General features: G+C 37.6%; 21 protein-coding genes and 1 tRNA gene. 2 read left to right on the top strand and 20 right to left on the bottom strand.

The features are described from left to right. Positions 1–63: 63 nt before the first annotated feature. From JOJ89_RS05880 to JOJ89_RS05810, 16 genes are all read right to left on the bottom strand, one after another. The gene (locus JOJ89_RS05880; RefSeq protein ID WP_203289840.1) at positions 64–489 is read right to left on the bottom strand and encodes a phBC6A51 family helix-turn-helix protein; all 426 of its coding nucleotides are present in this window, start codon (positions 487–489) and stop codon (positions 64–66) included. A gap of 31 nt (positions 490–520) precedes the next feature. After that, on the bottom strand, positions 521–727 hold the full coding sequence (locus JOJ89_RS05875; RefSeq protein ID WP_203289839.1) for a hypothetical protein: 207 nt from the start codon (positions 725–727) through the stop codon (positions 521–523). Continuing rightward, positions 724–1,074: a hypothetical protein gene (locus JOJ89_RS05870; RefSeq protein ID WP_203289838.1), complete on the bottom strand. Its 351-nt coding sequence runs from the start codon at positions 1,072–1,074 to the stop codon at positions 724–726. Before JOJ89_RS05870 ends, JOJ89_RS05875 begins: the two co-directional genes overlap by 4 nt. Continuing rightward, on the bottom strand, positions 1,075–1,242 hold the full coding sequence (locus JOJ89_RS05865) for a hypothetical protein (RefSeq protein ID WP_203289837.1): 168 nt from the start codon (positions 1,240–1,242) through the stop codon (positions 1,075–1,077). A gap of 29 nt (positions 1,243–1,271) precedes the next feature. Continuing rightward, positions 1,272–1,400, bottom strand: coding sequence for a hypothetical protein (locus tag JOJ89_RS21235; RefSeq protein ID WP_277987855.1), 129 nt, complete (start codon positions 1,398–1,400; stop codon positions 1,272–1,274). A gap of 28 nt (positions 1,401–1,428) precedes the next feature. Then, entirely contained in the window at positions 1,429–1,581 is a 153-nt protein-coding gene (locus tag JOJ89_RS05860) for a hypothetical protein (RefSeq protein ID WP_203289836.1), read from the bottom strand. Positions 1,582–1,683: 102 nt separating this feature from the next. Beyond that, positions 1,684–1,911, bottom strand: a complete 228-nt coding sequence (locus JOJ89_RS05855) for a hypothetical protein (protein ID WP_203289835.1) — start codon at positions 1,909–1,911, stop codon at positions 1,684–1,686. Positions 1,912–2,053: 142 nt separating this feature from the next. Beyond that, on the bottom strand, positions 2,054–2,749 hold the full coding sequence (locus JOJ89_RS05850; protein ID WP_203289834.1) for a hypothetical protein: 696 nt from the start codon (positions 2,747–2,749) through the stop codon (positions 2,054–2,056). Positions 2,750–3,344: 595 nt separating this feature from the next. Next, on the bottom strand, positions 3,345–6,008 hold the full coding sequence (locus JOJ89_RS05845) for a hypothetical protein (RefSeq protein WP_242524668.1): 2,664 nt from the start codon (positions 6,006–6,008) through the stop codon (positions 3,345–3,347). Positions 6,009–6,387: 379 nt separating this feature from the next. Beyond that, positions 6,388–7,092 (bottom strand): hypothetical protein, encoded by a 705-nt coding sequence (locus JOJ89_RS05840; protein ID WP_203289832.1) that lies wholly within the window; start codon positions 7,090–7,092, stop codon positions 6,388–6,390. Positions 7,093–7,463: 371 nt separating this feature from the next. Then, positions 7,464–8,180, bottom strand: a complete 717-nt coding sequence (locus JOJ89_RS05835) for a Rha family transcriptional regulator (protein WP_203289831.1) — start codon at positions 8,178–8,180, stop codon at positions 7,464–7,466. Further along, complete coding sequence (locus tag JOJ89_RS05830; protein WP_203289830.1) at positions 8,177–8,671, bottom strand: hypothetical protein; 495 nt, start codon at positions 8,669–8,671, stop codon at positions 8,177–8,179. The genes JOJ89_RS05835 and JOJ89_RS05830 overlap by 4 nt, the downstream gene beginning before the upstream one ends. Positions 8,672–8,702: 31 nt before the next feature. Next, entirely contained in the window at positions 8,703–9,008 is a 306-nt protein-coding gene (locus tag JOJ89_RS05825; RefSeq protein ID WP_203289829.1) for a hypothetical protein, read from the bottom strand. 20 nt (positions 9,009–9,028) lie between these two features. Further along, positions 9,029–9,271 (bottom strand): hypothetical protein, encoded by a 243-nt coding sequence (locus JOJ89_RS05820; protein WP_203289828.1) that lies wholly within the window; start codon positions 9,269–9,271, stop codon positions 9,029–9,031. Between the two features lie 61 nt (positions 9,272–9,332). Further along, the gene (locus tag JOJ89_RS05815; RefSeq protein ID WP_347401519.1) at positions 9,333–9,515 is read right to left on the bottom strand and encodes a helix-turn-helix domain-containing protein; all 183 of its coding nucleotides are present in this window, start codon (positions 9,513–9,515) and stop codon (positions 9,333–9,335) included. A 220-nt stretch (positions 9,516–9,735) separates the two neighbouring features. Beyond that, on the bottom strand, positions 9,736–10,698 hold the full coding sequence (locus JOJ89_RS05810) for a phage lytic cycle repressor MrpR family protein (protein ID WP_203289827.1): 963 nt from the start codon (positions 10,696–10,698) through the stop codon (positions 9,736–9,738). Positions 10,699–10,807: 109 nt separating this feature from the next. On the opposite strand from JOJ89_RS05810, the gene JOJ89_RS05805 reads away from it, so the two are divergent. Further along, positions 10,808–11,935 carry a site-specific integrase gene (locus tag JOJ89_RS05805; protein ID WP_203289826.1) on the top strand — a complete coding sequence of 376 codons (1,128 nt, stop codon included), beginning with the start codon at positions 10,808–10,810 and terminating at the stop codon, positions 11,933–11,935. A 133-nt stretch (positions 11,936–12,068) separates the two neighbouring features. Here JOJ89_RS05805 and JOJ89_RS05800 read toward each other — a convergent pair. From JOJ89_RS05800 to JOJ89_RS05785, 4 genes are all read right to left on the bottom strand, one after another. After that, positions 12,069–12,140 (bottom strand) — tRNA-Val (locus JOJ89_RS05800). Between the two features lie 490 nt (positions 12,141–12,630). Beyond that, positions 12,631–14,595: a TRAP transporter permease gene (locus JOJ89_RS05795; protein WP_203289825.1), complete on the bottom strand. Its 1,965-nt coding sequence runs from the start codon at positions 14,593–14,595 to the stop codon at positions 12,631–12,633. Further along, on the bottom strand, positions 14,588–15,094 hold the full coding sequence (locus JOJ89_RS05790) for a DUF1850 domain-containing protein (RefSeq protein ID WP_203289824.1): 507 nt from the start codon (positions 15,092–15,094) through the stop codon (positions 14,588–14,590). Before JOJ89_RS05790 ends, JOJ89_RS05795 begins: the two co-directional genes overlap by 8 nt. 61 nt (positions 15,095–15,155) lie before the next feature. Continuing rightward, positions 15,156–16,136 (bottom strand): TAXI family TRAP transporter solute-binding subunit, encoded by a 981-nt coding sequence (locus tag JOJ89_RS05785; protein WP_203289823.1) that lies wholly within the window; start codon positions 16,134–16,136, stop codon positions 15,156–15,158. A 275-nt stretch (positions 16,137–16,411) separates the two neighbouring features. Here JOJ89_RS05785 and katG point away from each other — a divergent pair, with 275 nt between their 5' ends. Then, entirely contained in the window at positions 16,412–18,640 is a 2,229-nt protein-coding gene (gene katG / locus JOJ89_RS05780) for a catalase/peroxidase HPI (RefSeq protein WP_203289822.1), read from the top strand. The last annotated feature ends 124 nt before the right edge of the window (positions 18,641–18,764 follow it).

Here is an 18,764-nt window from a genome sequence, read left to right as displayed (position 1 = left end):
AAATACAATGTTTTGTATGTACGAAAATATACAATTTAGTACATTCACGATAAAAGAAAGCTTTTATAGAGATTTAGCTTTCTCTAACAATTCCTTCAATCTGTTTTCACGTTCTTCATCTGTTAAATTATCAAATGTATGATTAACTTCAGCTGTATGTTTATATCGCTGCTTCATTTCGAAGAATAGTTTGATTGCGTGAATATTCCCCTTAACCGCTTCCCTGGACAATGCTTTCCATACAGAGCCTAACTCTGCATCAGTATGTACTTCAATCAAGCTATCAACATAATCAGTAAAGTATTTCTTTTCCATCCATCGATAAAACGTTCGTCTTGGCACATCAGCTTTCTTACAAAGTTCAACAATAGTTCCTGTTTCACTTGGATCTGCTAATAAGTTGGCCATACGCAACTGTTCAGGTTTCAGAATTACTTTTGTGTCACTCTGAGGCTTATCAGTTGTACTTTCAACTTGTTTATCACTCATCTCATTCACCCTTTCCATCCCTTTTTGTCATTTAATTTAGTTTTATATAACCTTTAATATATTTTTCTCCACGCTCATCTGAATTAATAATTGCGACCTTCTCTTGATCAAAGAAATCCTCAGTCAATAATTGAAATTCTTCAGTTTCACCATTACTATAGTAAAAAATAGCCTTCTTATCCGACTTCTTTACCTCAACAACTGTACGTTTTTCATGAATATCTACATTTTTACTCATTTACTCCCCATCTCCTTCACGCAATTATCAACCAATTCCTTAAAATTAATTTTGAAATCATCAAGTACCATACCAATTACCAATTCCTGATCTTTACTATTTAGCGCTGCAAAATCATCAGTGAAAATTGCTTCGTAATAATTACCACGCTCTATCCCACGATATACATCTAAAGCAACTTCATGAGATCCTTTTTTCACATTCCCAGGACTTATATTCAATTTAGAAACCACTCCGTCCATAACCTCAATCTGTTCATTTAATTTTCCTAATGCTTCCACCACTTCATTATTTATCTTCTTCAATCTAATCATTGATTGCTTAAGATCCTCATTACGCTTGAACAATTACTCTTCACCCTTCCCATATAATGCTTCCAACCTGTCCACACGCTTCTTTAAATCTTCAATTTGCTGTTGCTCCAAATAACGAATAACATTTCTAATTCGCTCTGGTGTTTCTTTTATAACCGCACTATCCTCAATTGCAGCATACAGTTCTCTAATTACATTCATTTCTCCAACTCCTCTACATACTACATAATTTACAAAGCTAATATTTCTAACGTTGCGAGTAAAATTGAGATCCCACTGACGATGATCGAAAATAAACTAGTTCTGTTTGCCTCTTTAATTATTTCATCAACTTCGTGTTGAACCTTATCATCAGTCATTAATATCCCTCCAATAAAAAACAGCCCCTTATTTAGGAGCTGCTTCTGATGTACCTGTTTTAATCCATTTACTTGAGATCACTGTTCCTTGTGCTGTTTTCAATTCATGCATTGATCCACAACTACAATAAGAATGCTGTACATATGCTCCACCATCAGGGACTTTTTCAAGCCTTTTCATTGTTTCCCCACATTTACAAACCATTTTATCTTCCTCCCTACCCTAAGATCACTAGAGATTCTAACATAAAATTCCAGTTTGTAAATATTTTCTTTTCGACACTTACCTTGAATAGTAGTTCTTAGATGTAGGAACAGAATCTTTAACGGCTGTCACTCTAATTAATTTTACGTCACTCATATTAAATTTATAAGTTTCTAAACCAGTTGCAAACATCATATTTCCATCAGTAGGGATATCCTCAATTACTGACTGCTCATTTTCACCTTCAACAATTTCTTTAACACTTAACTCATGATCAAAAAAATACCTTACAGAAAATTTACCCACTATAATTCTCCACCTTTTGTCATATTTAACACTTATATACAATACGACAAAAGGTGACTATTTTCCTTCTTTTTTTCTCTACACTTTTAATCAATAAATGCTCAGTTGTTAATCATCTTCATAAATGCTAAAATTAATTTGGTTAAATAATTTGTTCAGAGATTGTATCTACGCCAATAGATGCAGTCTCGTTTTCTTTTTGATACCTAGATAACTTATGTTTCTGTATGTAACTGTAAGCTATATCTTCAACTATCTTCTTTTCTTCCTCAGATAACAATTCTCTTTCCAATACATTATTATGACTTGCAAACTCTCCATTGATCCATTCAGTTGCAATATCATAAGCGTATGCTGCCATTTCCAATGCCTTTTCATACTTTTCAGACTTGAATCCACCAAAATAATATTTGTGCCCCTGAAACTTAGTCTGAGCCTTATAGAGACCCTTGTCTAAACTTATCCCTTTATATCCAGTTGAATTTTTCGAGTGAAGTCTAGAGTTACATTGATTTTCTCTGTTACTGGCTATCCTAAGGTTACATGCTCGATTGTCCAACTTGTCTGCAACCGGGTCATCTGTATTATTAATATGGTCAGTATGTAGCTTACTTTCGTTCTCCGTTATTAACCTATGCATTGCAATTACTTTTCCATCTTTGAAACTGTATACATATCCCTTTTTGTCACTTCTCCATAAATAATCTCCCAGGTTGTATTTCATGAAGGACTTAATATCAGTTATTGCTTCCCTTCCTTCATACTTACCAAAAAGTTTAATGTAAACTAATCCACCATCAATCCTGAACTCGTTTTTCTTATCCGCCTTTCTCATCATACTCATCCTTTTCTTTTGTTAGTAGCACATAATCGCTTATGTACTCTGTTCGATTCCATCGTTGTTAGCAATAAAAAAAGACTGCAGTTACCCCTAACTACAGTCCGCACTACTAACAAAGGGTGGATGAAACCCAACACAGCAAATAAACTTCACTTTACAAATTTCTTTCATTGACTTATAATTAAAATTGAGTAACTATGTATATTTTTAAAAAATTAATAAAAAACTCTCTTTAGATCATACACAATCCCGTCTTTAACTTTATATTCAATGCGACTTTTCTTCTTTTTCATGTCCTCACCTCAAAATTAATTATTGACTTCTGTATTCAACTAACGTATCATTATATTATCTATTGTTTTTTTTAAATAAAAATAAGGATTACCCATTTAGAGTAATCCCACAATACATATTAGTAAGATTCATAATAATAGCAAGAGAGTTAGCATTACTCACCCTATAGGCTTTCCTGCGGCAACAAATTGGATATCCTCTGCACTGTAACTCCCCTACTATAAGGGAATCTTTACACAATCCCACAAACCTAGTATTATCAACGGTTGTGGGATTATTTGTATTTAACTTTGTTACTTTATTGCACTTTTTTAAAAGATTTTAAGAATGTTTCTCTTTGAGTTGCATACAAAATGTTCATGAGTTTTATAGCTTGCTTATCTTTATTCTTAATCATATGTACCAACATTGCATACATTGTATCTTCTTTAACGGTTAATTTTTGTACCTTATAGTTGTAATACTTGATCTGGTTGTCAATGTATGTAATTCTTTCCTCTTTAGGTTGTTCCGCAAATGCTTTCTTAATTTTCGTACTCATCTCTTTAACATAAGTTAAAATCTTGCCTTCTTGAGACCTATTTCCATTCGATATATCTTTTTTATTTAACAAACTTACAAACTCCACATTTTCACGATGATTTGCATAATCCGTTTTCATTGCTTTGTACAAATAGTCCATTGGAGTATTATAGAATGTCACTTTATCCTTAATGTTTTCACTTTGACTAATGTACTTCCAAAATAAAGGTTTTGCTGCCACATTTTTGCTGATTGCCGTTTCCTCATCTGTCTTATCAATCATTTTTGAATACTGTTTAATGTACTTTTCAACATTTCGTATTTCTTCGTCAATATTAATGTCAAAGAATTTTTTAGACATGTCTATAGCAATCCCTGAAAGTATCGTCATAACTGACACTTTTTTCATGAGACCTTTTAATTCATGTTCCTTCTTACCATTGCTCCATTGATCCCAATAATATGACATTGATTCTTGCCCCAAGTTAACCACACGACCTATGTACTTTGTGCTTAAACTCAATGCAGAGTCGATTTCACTCATATGTTCCTTGTTCAATTTGTATTCTTTCTTTTTGCCTTTTACATTATTGATACATACTGGATATTTACCGAAACATCTTTTAGCTACTTCTAACAATTTTTCATTGTCAAACAGGACAAGTGTATCAGAGTCGTAGTCGCATCCAGATAAAATGTCCTGAAGTTCAAATTCAACCGCATTTACACAAACAATGTTATCAGTAAGGTTAAAATAAGTTTCAATGTCTTTAAGGTATGTATTCTTAGCCACTAACACATTTGATGGGGAAGTATGCGGATTTCGGAAGCCAACAACTTCTTTATCAAACTCGAATAATGATGTATAAATTTCGTTTCCTTTTAATGATAGTGATTTTAGATCCGTTTCATCAAACTGACCAATGCTGTGTTTTAAAAACTCCAGTGGGTTACCAAGCATGACACAATAGTCACCCCTTAACCGAAGTTTACCTTTTTTAATGTGAGTTAAATGATTATTAATTTCCTTGGTTCTGAAGTCTCTGAATATCTTAGTATTAACAATTAGTTTGTTTTGCTTGTATAAGTCCACAAACATCATATTGCTGTTCATATCATTCGCTTCAGCTATAAGGTGGTTAATAAAAGCTTCATCATTGTTCTTTAATTTTTCTATGTAATCTAACTCAAACTTAGCTAACTCAAAGATATTGGATTTGTACATTTTCAATGAGTTAATCATTTGATATGAGGTTTGTTGAAGGACTTTTCCTTCTTCGTCTAATCCTCTCTTAGATTTCTTTTCATGTTTACAAACCCCAAAAACACAATTATCCGCTTTAACAGCATTTTTCCAATGGTTAAACATTTGCCTTTCCTTATGGTCTCCTTCAAACACATGACTAAATTTGAGTGCTTTGAGGCTACTGGGTGTACAGATTAGATGTACATTCTTGGCCAGTATTTTCTCGCCTTCGAACATGCTGTCAATTCTCCAGGTATTGAAGTTGATATTGTTATTCTCAGCATAATCCTGAAGGTATTTTTGAATGTCGCAACTGAATGCTGCACTCTTAAACATGTGATTTCTAAGAAGCATCATTGACTGTCCTTCATCAAAATAATCAGCTTGTAAAAGTGATTCTCCATCAAATAATGAATTAACAATTTTAGTCTGCTTAGTGACACTGTCCAAAAACTTACCCTTAGTTTCAACTACATTAGCTAATCTGTAGAAGACACTTTCAACATCTTTTACAATGAGAATATTCTTTGGATTGATCTTGACTGTTTTCTCTAAGCTTGAACCTACTAAGGATTCGTATGCAAGTAGTGAAGCAAAATCAATTTCCATATTAGCTTTGAAATCTAATCCCATCCGGCTCCAGTTAATCATCCCATCGTATAGACCTTTTCTGATGAATAGGCATTCACCTTTTCTTGATTTGCTACTGCTTCGCTTATATACCACATAATCAATTTGAGAAAGAATTTCTCCAGTTTCTTCATCAACCTTCGTAATTGTAAATCCTTTTGTATATAGCTCTAGCCTTAAAGCATCACTTTTCACTTCTTGCCATTTACACTTACCATTTTCAGATTGACATTCTGATTTAATCGTCTGAATAAACGAGGACAACTTATCTTTATAATCTCCATCTTCTAGCTCTGCCACTTTATTACTTAGTTTCTTTATAAATTGCTTACCAGACAGGACTTTTTGTTTAAATTTAACGTTAATTAAATCATCAGTAAGCTGCTTTTCTTCTTTCTTACCACTCTTAAAAATCAGTCCTTGTTTCTTTAGTTTTATTAACTCTAAAGACATGGGGATCATCCCATCATATTCGCTTTTAACTTTACTACCTCTGACCATGTGACTATAAATATCTGCAGCTTCAATTGACTGTATGTACACTTGCTTTGATAAATTTAACATTAACATTTCCCCTTTTATATTTGTTTAACTGCTTAAATACGAACACTATATTGAATAAAATATAATATAGTGTTCGTTTATTTACCTTTTTAAAGTAAAATAAAAAAACCTTCACATTTACAACTTTTAAATTCGTAAATTGCTGATTATCCACTTACCAAATTGCAAACTTGTTTTGCGATTTGTAAATACTGAATCTGATTATGTATATTAAATTGAATCTGATTATGTATATGATATTGAATATTATTGTTACTCTTATTAGTGTGTAATTTATCTCAGATAATTTTCTAATTATCTCTGAATTGAGGGTAAATTATCTCTGAATTTTTTCCTATGTATCTCTGAAATTTTTCCAATTATCTCTGAAATTTTACACCTAGTTGATTTGAACTAAAGATGAACTTTGTTCTTCACAATATTCCTTTATCTTATCCAGCCTCAAAAAATAATGATTATTAAATTTTGTAAAGACCAATTTACCGTTGGAGTCGTATTCACATTCATTTTCTTTCAATTTGTGTTGTTCAACTTTTATAAACTTTCTTGTTTTTAAATACTTGTTGTATTTTATTACAGTCTTTTCAGTTATGTTTAAGTGACCTGCTGCAGTAGCTTCTGCAACAAAACAAAATTGTTTTAAAGGTTCTTTAGCGTTAATGTAGCTTTTGTAGTAATAAAGCAACCTCACTCCAACGTGTCCTACGGCTTCAATGACCTCTCTACTCAATACATAGTAAGGTAGCTGAGTAAAATATCCTCTTTGTTTATTAAATTCAGGAATTACCACTTTGTTTAGCTTAATGTAAAGGCCGCCCTTTCTCGGGAGAACTTCAATTTTATTTTCAATTATCTTCTTATTATGTAATCCATTTAGCGCTTTCTTGAACGTGTTATTACCCTTGAAGAACAAGTAGTGCATGAACGCTTTGTGATCTATTGCAAATTCTAAAGGCTTATCTTTTCCAGGCTGCGAGTAATAAGCCTGTAGTAATTTTGCTGTTAATATAAATTCTGCTGCAGTAAATTTGTCACTTCTGACAAGCTGTGTTGGTATCTGTATCTTAAAGTCTTTTGTTGCCATAATCATTCCCCTTTGTTTAACTGTTTAATTAGTTATTACTGATTAACGTGTTCTTTAATTGTTTGTGTAACCTGTTCTGTTCTGAAATATAACCAGAATCTACGTTGGTCATTCGAAATTGCTGTAGTTATGTATTTGATACCTTTATCCCTCATTTTGTTCTTTAATGAAAAGTCGTAACAGAAAAATAAATCTTCTTTTGTCATCATTTATCCACACCTTCCTGTGTATAATTTGTGTTTGTAAATCTGTATAAAACTGTTATTTTATAGAGTTATTTAATTTACTTTGGAAAAGGGGAACTCACTTACATCCCCCTGATATGTTATTATGTAATTGAATGTTTTACATATGTTTTTATGAGCCGGTGCCTAGGAACACTGGTTCATTTTATTTACCAATCCTGCTATGTAATCTGCCCCTTTCGGAGTAACCAATGTTACTTGCTTACATCCTACTGGAGTTGGTTTAGCTTTAAGTTTGAAATATTCTCTATTCATGTATGTCTGGTAAGGTGTATTATCTTTCATAAACACTTTCTCTTCCCGTAAGAATGAGAACAGATTGTTTCTTCCCCACCCCACAATTTTAGCTACATTCTTCATATCCATTAATCCGTCAGAATTGAGAAATTGCTGATACTTTTCTATCATTGGAGCTGCAAGTTGCAATTGTTGTTCAACAGCTTGTTTCTCCTTTAATTCCTGTATCCATTTTTGGGCACGACTAATGGGATCATCAATCATGTATGATGGTGTACTAACAGTTTTAATTGTTTCCCTCATTCTTTTGAACTCTTGGATGAACTTAACTTTAAATTTCATTGCTTCAACAGTTGTATATGACATTGCAATTAATGTAAAAGCATCTTCACTCAGGTTGAACTTTTCATAATTCTTTCCTCTGGATATGTAAGTTGAGCCGACAAAGTTGGCGGTTGAAAAATCTAATTCTCCAGCTTCAATCAATTTGTTAATCTGCGTGACAATGTCTCTCATAACTTTATCGTGTTCTTTTCCGAATACCTCAGCTATCGTCAAACTATCCGTTACTGCATTTCCATTTTCGATAAAAACTAATTGACTCATTCACATTCCTCCGATTCACGTTCTTCTAACATCAGTCCATACTCATCATCGATAAAAAAATCTACTTCTCCGCTATGCTCAATTCGGTAAAAGTCAACTTGATTAGCTGCTGCTTCTTTAAGTCCTTCGTCTGTTTCTTTATCACTTACATTTCTCAGAAATTCAATGTATTCATCTTCTAGTTCATTCTTCAAAATAAAGTGCTCAGTAAGAGCTTTCAGGTTGCTGTTTCTAATTAAAGTTTTTTGTGATTCAATTGTAATTTCCGCCAACGCTTCAAATTCATTTTTCAACTGAACATATGCATTTGACAGTTCTTTATAGTTATCCATAAATTCATTAACACCCTTGATTACTTTTTCTGTCGTACCATAATTTTGCAATGCTTTATTTAACTTTTTCTCCAGTGCAGTAATACTGTGTTTTTCCTTAGTTTTAAGACGCTTCTGTTTTTGCTCAATTGCCTTTTTGTAATCATGAATTTTTGTCATTATAAAATCTCCCTTTGTATGTTTTATTTAATTAAATTACTGCTTGCTTCGTTAATCCTTCTATAAATGCATCCTTCAGTTGCTCTCTTGCCTGAAACAGTACCCCACTACTAATCAATAAAACTAGTTCTTGTTGACTGTAATTTGAGAATGCTTGTGAAATAAGGAAGTCAGTATAAGTGTTGATAATTTGATCCGATGATTTTTTATCTTTCGCAATAGTAAAAGTAACTTGATCCAAATTCATTTCAACTGCAGCCTGAATAAAACTTTGTAACTCTTTTACACCTTGTTCTTTCTCAGCTTTAACACTCATTAAATTGACAACCTTATTCATTTCACATTCTCCTCTATTGGTTATATTGCTGGCACCATAGCTGCGATTTCATGTTGAATTTCCTCATCTGAGATACCAAAAGCTTTAATGTCTTCCTTAATTACATGTGTAAATTCCATAAATTCAGGTTCATTAACTAAATTGACAAGAAACTCTGCATACAAGTCTTCCTGGTTCGTTCTGAGGATGTATTCTGTGCGAATGAGTATTTGCATCTGATTCATTAAGATTTGCTTCTCGATGTCTGTTGATGCTGCATTCATTTAGTGAAGCCTCCCTTAAATTGATAGGTATGTATGTTAGTAGTTAATAAGTTTGTATGTATTACATGTCGCCGTTTAACCATTTCAGGAATACTGGTGTCGAAACTTTAATACGTCTACCTACTCTGACATGTGGAAATACTCCAGAGTGTACTAACTCATATGTTTGACGCTTACCACAATCAAGAATAGCTTGAATATCTTCAACATCGAGTACCGGTTTGTTTAACAGTTCATTCATCATCCCACCCCCTAACTTAATTAAATTTACTCATTAAGAGTTTTTAGAAACGAGTTAATTAAATTTACTCATTAACCATAAAAAAAGGATTAAGACTAATTTAATTTATCCGTTTACCGTTTTTAATCCCCTCTGATATCCTAAGGGTTAATTTCATTATATTGCCATGTTTCCAAAGAGTCAACAATTTTTTAATTAAATTTATCCATAAAAAAACTCCACCTTATTTAGGGTAGAGTAATTGTATGTTTTCAGTGTTTATATAAGTTGTAAGTGCGCTATACATGTGATATTCCTTGCCGTTAAGGATAGTTGAAGTAATGGCAAACTGTTCTATAATTTTATCAAGTTGTGGTTTGTCGAGGTTACCTTCAGAAAGTAGTAGATCATTTGCCATCTTAATTCTTCCAGACTTTTCAATGTTCTTTGGAGACAAGTAAGGCAGTTCAAAAAGTTCACTAATTGTTGATATTCTTCTATAGATTAAGTGCTTGTTCGCAGCGTTAGTATTTATTGTACCTCTGCTTAATGTAGACTTAATAACATAATCATTACTAACTAATGGAGCTTCTGATCTTCTTCCACTACTTTGCCCATTTCTGTTTAAATAAATTTCTTCTTTAGCTGCTTTTAGTGCAATATCAATTGCTCTATCAGAAACTTGGATGCTCCTTTTAGTAAACTTATTATCGTTTAGATGCATCGTGTTTTTATTTATATCCCCTGATCTAAGATTAAGTATCTCGGAGTGTTCATATCCATTAATACCTTCAAAAAGAAGTCTAACGATTGCTTTATCTTGATAATTAACAAGATCATTTTCAATTTGGATAATATCCTCTTCAGATAAAAAAGGAGTTATCTCATTAACGAACTTCTCAAACCATTCACCACCCACTTCCTTCAGTGGATTAACTTCCGTCCTTAATCCTTCATCAATCGACCAGTTTAAATAAGAAGAAATAACACGACCATAAGTTTTTGCACCATTGATTGTGTTAAAGTTCAACATTTGCATAAGTTTTTCAAGCTGCATTAATGAAAATTGATTAAGGTCTTTTTCTACGAATCCCTCGTGTTTAGCCGTTTTCCTAAATACTGTTGAGTAAGTTGATTTAGTGTCAGTTGGGAAATTCATAAGGAACTTATTTTTCAATTCAGAGTTATAAAATTTGTCAATTTGCATCTTTTTCTTCCTTTTTGGACTAATTTAATTTATCATTATAAATATCTTAATTTAATTTACTAATTAGATAGTAACAGAATTAAGAAAACTTGAAAAGGAGGCTTTTTTATTGGCGCATGTAAGAAAAGAAGGAAAGTCATGGTATTATGCCATAGACATGGGAAAAGATTTGGATGGTAAGAGAAAAATAAAGAAGAAGAGGGGATTTAAAACTAAAAAAGAAGCTGAAACAGCGATGAATATCATTATTAATGAAATCAATACAGGAAGATATGTAGAGCCTTCTCAGATGCTGTATGGGACGTTTATGGAGGATTGGTTAGATTATAAAGAACATACTGCAAATGTTAAGAAGACCACTCTAGACGCCTATACAAGGCTTACAAGGGTACACATTATACCTGGACTCGGAAATAGGAAAATTTCTGAATTAAATCAATTTGAAGTGGATTATTTCCTTAGAGATTTAACCAAGTCCGGTAGACTAGCCAGTGAAAGTGTACAGAAAATCTATACAATGATTAAAGATTCACTGGGAAGAGCAGTTAAACTCGGTCTAATCGCTTCAAATGTGTGTGATTTTGTAGATCGTCCCACTGCTACAAAAAAAGACTTACAGATATGGGATGTAGATGAAGTTGTAAAATTTTTAGATACAGCTAAGAAAGATCGCAGCTACATGGTATTCTATTTGGCAATAACTTGCGGAATGAGGCAAAGTGAGATCCTTGGACTCACCTGGGACAATGTAGACTTAAAAAACGGTACGATTTATGTGAAGAAACAATTAGAGCGAAATACAAGGGAGTTTACTACTCTTAAGACTAAATCCAGTAAAAGAAGTATATCCATTAATGAAAATGATGTGCAAGCATTGAAAGAGCAAAGGAAATTAATTGCTTCTGAACAATTGCACTCAACTCACTACACTAACATGAACTTAGTTTGTCCAACATCAACAGGAACACCTTACCTATTCGGCAACATAAGAAAAATATTTAACCGATTAATAAAAGAAGCTGGAGTTAAGCCTATTCGATTCCATGATCAAAGACACACTCACGTTTCTTTACTCTTAAAGTCTAATGTTAATCCTAAAATTATAGCCGAGCGATTAGGCCATGCCAACACAAGAACTACTTTGGATATATACTCACATTTACTTCCAAATATACAAAAAGACACCGCAAAGCTGTTTGGGGACATGCTTTTTGGTGCCAATAGGGAAATTAATTAATATACAATTGGGTGAATAAAAATAAAGAAAAGGTAAATGCCTTCATTTTTCAAATTTAATCCCTAGAAACCGGGGAAACCATTTGGAAACCATGAAGGCATTTTTCAAGTGCTTAAAACTCTTTCAAACGTTATGACCTGTGAGGGACTTGAACCCCCGACCCCTTCCCTGTCAAGGAAGTGCTCTCCCACTGAGCTAACAAGTCGCAGTATGTAAGTGTTGCTGACAAGTTTTATTATATGAGGATACGAGCGCAAAGTCAATATTTTTTTGCGCACGCTCCTCGTTTATGAGATTGATGGCAGAAGCTCAGTCTTATATCATTCTTTTATCTTGTATCCTCATATTATCTCTTAGCTTTCCTCTTCCATCTTTCGACTTATTTCCCAGACAATAATTTACATGACCAACTGCAAATCTGTATGTTTTAATGGTCGGTGGCGCTGCAGTCAGTGTGAGAAATTTTCCCTATTACTTCCCTGCACCCTTCTGTTTTCTTAAAATCAGAGAAAGGATGAAGCCGGCTGCCCATGCTGCCAGTGCTCCGGTTAGGGAGGGTAGAAACGATTGAGTTGATAAATACAGCCCTATGAAAGTTCCGATAGATAAGCCGATTGGAAGAAACCAGTTCAAGATAGCACCACCTATTATTGCTCTATGTCCTTTTTTTAGAACCAATCTAATATCTAATTCATTTACGCTTGCCCTGCTATACTCTGATCCTTGTCTTTCTTATAAAACATCTGCACAGCAAACAATCCGCCAAAAATAATTAATCCGATTGTATCAGACACACCTTCCGGATAAATCAGAAGCAGACCTGCTGCAATTGCAAGCAGTCTTTCAATCCAGTGCAGTTTTCTCATCCAGAAACCGATCATCCCGGCTCCGATCGCGATCATTCCTGATACAGCCGTGAAGACTACCCACGCAATTTCAGGTAGCGTTGTATCAATTAGCAGCATCTGCGGCTGGAGAACGAAAATGTACGGAATGATGAATGCTGCGATGGCCAGTTTTGCAGATTGTACTCCGGTACGAATCGGTTCTCCCCCTGATACTCCTGCTGCAGCGATTGCAGCTAGTGCAACCGGCGGCGTAATATCAGCAATGATTCCGAAGTAGAATACAAATAGATGAGCTGACAGGTCCGGATAGCCCAGGAAGATAATAGCCGGGGCCGCAATCGTTGATGTGATGACATAGTTTGCTGTTGTTGGTGAACCCATCCCAAGTATAAGGGCTGCAATCATCGTCAGGAAAAGGGTTGGAATAATAGCGCCGCCTGCCAAATCAATGAGGCCGTTGGCAAGTGTTAGTCCAAGTCCCGTTTTCGTGACGATCCCGACGATAATTCCTGCTGCAGCAGTTGCAGCGGCAACAGAAAGCGCAGATCTTGCTCCATCTACAAGTGCCAGCACAATCGCTTTTGGTCCCATTCGGGTATCTTTGTTGAACATCCCTGCTGCAATAGCTATGAGAATGGAATAAAGCGCCGCATGCATAACGGGTACTCCAATCATTAAGAAAACAATGATGGCCACGATCGGAAGCAACAGGTAGATTTTCTTTGCGACTTCCTTCCGGTTTGGCATTTCCTCGTCTTTTAATCCTCTAAGACCGAGTCTTTTCGCTTCAAAGTGGGTCATGATCCAGACGCCGGTGAAGTAAAGAACTGCTGGTATGGCTGCCGCTTTTGCAATGTCCCAGTAAGTAATACCGTTGCCGATAAATTCGACCATCAGGAACGCAGCTGCTCCCATAATTGGCGGCATCAGCTGTCCGCCAGTAGATGCGGCGGCTTCAACTGCTCCGGCAAACTCTTTTTTGTAGCCAAGCTTTTTCATCATCGGAATAGTAAATGAACCCGATGTTACAACGTTCGCAACAGAACTTCCGCTGATCGTCCCCTGCAGGGCGCTTGAGAAAATCGCCACTTTCGCAGGTCCGCCTACGCGCTTGCCTGCAATTGCTGCAGATAAATCGTTAAAATACTGGCCGACACCTGTCTGGATTAAAAATGAACCAAACAGAAGAAATAAGAAGATAAAGGTGGCAGACACACCAAGTGGCGTTCCAAGAATCCCTTCGGTTGTAAAAAACATGGTCTGCACAAGGCGCTCAAGGCTCAGTCCCCCATGCTGCAAGAAACCCGGCATATACTGTCCGAACAATCCGTAAAGCATAAAAATGACGGCAATGATCGTAATCGGCAGTCCAACAGCACGTCTTGTCGCTTCAAGGACGAGCAGAATGGCGATCAGGCCGATGGCAAAATCGGTAGATGTCAGGATGCCGACCCTCATGGCGATATCCCCCATAAATAATGGCCAATACGCACCGACCGCAATGCTCAGGAGCGAAAGAACAATATCAAGGGGACTGACCTGCCACCTTCCCGTTCTTTTTTTAGATTTCGTCATCGGGAATAAGAGAAAAATTAGTGATAAAGCAAAGCCTAAATGAACAGAGCGCTGGATTTGCGCGGTAAAGACAGAAACAATGGCTGTGTATAGCTGGAAGAGTGAAAAAGCAAGCAGCCCAAAAAAGACAATCCAGGCTACGATGCCTGTGAGCTTTCTGGTCGCAGATTCCGGGTCATACTTTTCCAGAATCGCCTGCTGTTCTTCTGCTGATAACGTTTTGTTTTCCTCACTCATTGATTTTCACTCCTTTCAAAAGCTGAAAAAGACTCATTTTGCTGCAGCTGATTCTGACCCATGTTCCCGGTCTTATGTAATCGTTCAGTTCATATTCCTTCCCATTCAGGATGACTCTGTGGTTTGCGACAACTTGTCCTGTGGCAAGATCGATGAACGGAAACCTTCTGTCCATATTTGACAGAATGTATTTTCCGTCTTTTCTCTCGAATGTTTCATTGCCTTCTGGTCCTGAGGGCATGCCGACCGCAAACGTTTCATAGGAAAGTTCAGTTTGTCTGATTTCCCCTTCAGATACTTTGTAAGTCTCAATAACATCGGTCAGATGAATAGAATGGGTGTATTTCATCTGAAAGTGATCCTCATCTTCCATCATAAGATATGCGAGCAGACGGCCAGTATCTTCATATTGAAAGACAACGGCCTTAAAAAAAGGAAACAAGCTGATGAAAATGAGCACGATGATTGAGACCAGGACGGATATAAGCACTCTTTTCATCCCTTATTCCTCCATAATGAAGTGATAGACCGCAGAAATCTGCGGCCTATCTCACATCCTCTTATTTCGATACGCCTTTTTCTTTAAAGTATTTCTCTGCACCAGGATGCAGTTTCAAATCGCCAATACCGTCAAGCGCTGTTTCTGCTTTGATCAGCGTTCCTTTTGCATGGGCAATTTTGTCTGTGTTCTCAAAAATGGATTTTGTGATCTCGTAAACGAGCTCCTCATCAAGCTCATCCTGTACAACAAGCATCGCCTTGACAGCTACTGTGTTCACGTCTTCACCAATTTTATATGTGCCGCTTGGAACAACATCCTCAGAGTAGAAAGGATATTTTTCGATCAGCGCTTTCACTTTATCTTCTTCAAGCGGTACAACGACTACTTTGTTTTGAGCTGAAAGGGTTTCAACTGCAGCAGTCGGAGTTCCTGCCGTAACGAACGCCGCATCGATGCTTCCGCCCTGAATGCCTTCAGTAGACTCATCAAATGAGAGGTTCTGCGCCTGAATATCCTCTACCGTCAAGCCGTGTACTTCAAGAATTTGAACGGCGTTAAGATAAGCTCCAGATCCGATTGCTCCTACTGAAACTTTTTTGCCTTTTAAATCTTCAACAGATTTGATACCGCTTTTATCTGTTGTGATCAGCTGAACTGTCTCATTGTAAAGTGTTCCAATGCCAAGAACGTTGTCAATTTTGTTGTCTTTGAACATGCTTTCGCCTGTTAGAGCATAAGTGGCAATGTCCGTTTGAGAGAATGCCATTTCAGCGTCGCCGCTTTTTAATGTCTGCATGTTTTCAACAGAAGCCCCGGAAGATTGAACCGTAGCTTTGTAGTCTGTGCTGTCAGAGATAATATCACCGAAAGATCCGCCGAGAGGATAATATGTACCGCCTGTTCCCCCGGTCAAAATACGGAGTGTTTTAGGTTTTGAATCTCCTGACCCTCCCGATCCGCTGGTACCCTCACTTCCTCCGCAGGCAGCTGCAACCATAGCAACGGCAAGCATCATAACAACGAGCAAATATTTTTTCATGCCTTTCTCTCCCCCTCTATTTGTCATAAATTTGTAATATTACCATTTTTATATTAACATAGCAGGAAAGATAATTGTCAATTAATTCTTAAAATTAAAAAAGCAACGTCTTATCCATTTGAATGAAAAATAGTTCGCTTCTTTAGAGTCATATTGCTTTCTTATTATTTTTTTATTTAGTATAATTATAAACTGATAATGATTATATTCATCTGAATAGTCACAATCATTAAAAGTAAGTACTTTTAAATGACTTTATCGGGAGGGAAATGTAAATGGAAACAAACAACAGCCAGGATCAAAAAAGCCACACAGCTGCAGGCCAGTGCCCTTTCACTGGTGCTCAGGGAGGTCACGCAGACAGTGCGATCACGACTTCGAGAAGTCCGCACGGTACAACAAACAAAGACTGGTGGCCGAATATGCTGAACCTTGGCATCCTTCGCCAGCATGATAAAAAATCTAATCCGTTCGGAGAGGACTTTAATTATAAAGAAGAGTACTCGAAACTCGACTATGATGCTTTAAAGCAAGATCTTCATAATCTGATGACAGACAGCCAGGACTGGTGGCCGGCTGATTACGGTCACTACGGTCCTTTCTTCATCCGCATGTCCTGGCATGCAGCCGGTACATACCGGACAGCTGACGGCCGCGGAGGCGGTGCTTTCGGCTCCCAGCGTTTCGCACCGCTGAACAGCTGGCCTGATAACGTAAACCTGGACAAAGCCCGCCGCCTTCTGTGGCCAATTAAACAGAAGTACGGGAACAAAATTTCCTGGGCAGATCTGCTTGTTCTGACTGGAAACGTAGCCCTTGAGTCTATGGGACTGAAAACCTTTGGATTTGGTGCCGGCCGTGAGGACATCTGGCATCCTGAAGAAGACGTATACTGGGGAAATGAAAAGGAATGGCTCGCAGATAACCGCTATTCAGGAGACCGGGAGCTGGAAAATCCTCTTGCAGCCGTTCAGATGGGACTTATCTATGTAAACCCTGAAGGCCCGAACGGCAAGCCGGATCCACAGGGAAGTGCCCGTGACATCCGCGATACATTCTACCGCATGGGTATGAATGACGAAGAAACCGTCGCCCTGATTGCCGGCGGTCATACATTCGGTAAAGCTCACGGCGCAGGTGATCCGTCTCTTGTCGGAGATGATCCTGAAGCAGCAACACTTGAAACGCAAGGCCTCGGCTGGCTGAGTGAACACGGCAAAGGAAAAGGCCGCGATACAATTTCAAGCGGAGTTGAAGGCGCCTGGACAGCTAATCCGACGAAATGGGACAACGGTTATTTCGAGCAGCTGCTAGGCTATGAGTGGAAGCTGACCAAGAGCCCAGCCGGTGCCTATCAGTGGGAGGCAGTGGACCTTCCAGAAGATCACATGGCACCTGATGCGGAAGATGCATCCATCAAAGTGAAAACGATGATGACAACAGCAGATATGGCACTCCGTACTGATCCGGACTACGAGAAAATTTCACGCCGTTTTTATGAAAATCCGGCAGAGTTTGAAGATGCATTTTCACGTGCATGGTTCAAGCTGCTTCACCGTGACATGGGACCAAAAGTTCGCTACTGGGGTCCTGAAGTGCCGCAGGAAGATCTTATTTGGCAGGATCCGGTTCCGGCAGCTGATTACACATTGTCTGACGCTGAAATTCTAGACTTAAAAGAAAAAATCTTAGACTCCGGTCTTTCCGTGAGTGAGCTTATTAAAACGGCTTGGGCTTCTGCCAGCACATACCGCGGTTCCGATATGCGCGGCGGAGCAAATGGTGCCCGCGTGCGCCTCGCTCCTCAAAAAGACTGGGAAGCAAATGAGCCTGCCGAACTGGCAAGAGCTCTTGATGCCTATGAAAGCCTCCAAAGCCAGCTTGACAAAAAAGTCAGCCTTGCCGACCTGATTGTTCTTGGCGGAAGTGCCGCCATTGAAAAGGCAGCGAAGGATGCAGGCTTTGATGTGGTCGTTCCGTTTACACCTGGCCGCGGAGATGCCACTGCAGAACAAACAGACGTTGAAGGTTTTGAAGTGCTCGAGCCGGTATCGGATGGATTCCGCAACTATCAAAAAGCGGAATACTCCATCAGCCCTGAAGAAATGCTTGTTGATAAAGCACAGCTTCTTGGTCTGACAGCACCGGAGATGACCGTTCTTCTTGGCGGCATGCGTGTTCTTGGGACAAACCATGGCGGCACAAAGCATGGCGTGTTCACAGACCGCGTCGGTCAATTAACTAATGACTTCTTCGTCAATCTTTTAGACATGGGCATCGAATGGAAACCGGCCGGCTTTAACCAATATGAAGGCCGTGACCGCAAAACAGGCGAAGTGGTGCGCACCGCCTCCCGCTTTGACCTTGTCTTCGGCTCCAACTCCATTCTCCGTGCACTTGCGGAAGTGTATGCACAAGACGACAACAAAGAGAAATTTGTAAATGACTTTGTTGCTGCTTGGGTAAAAGTAATGGATGCTGACCGATTTGATGTAAAACAATAACGACAGGATTAAACCCGGTGGATTTTAAGTCCACCGGGTTATTTATGTTTTTCATACAAAAGCGCCCCCTACCAAAGTCTCATTTTTCCAATAAGTCCATTATTTAGAGGAAAGAAGGGTATAA

Source organism: Metabacillus sp. cB07 (genome assembly GCF_016839225.1).
Lineage (GTDB): Bacteria > Bacillota > Bacilli > Bacillales > Bacillaceae > Bacillus_P > Bacillus_P indicus.
This window is presented reverse-complemented; position numbering and strand designations above follow the sequence as displayed.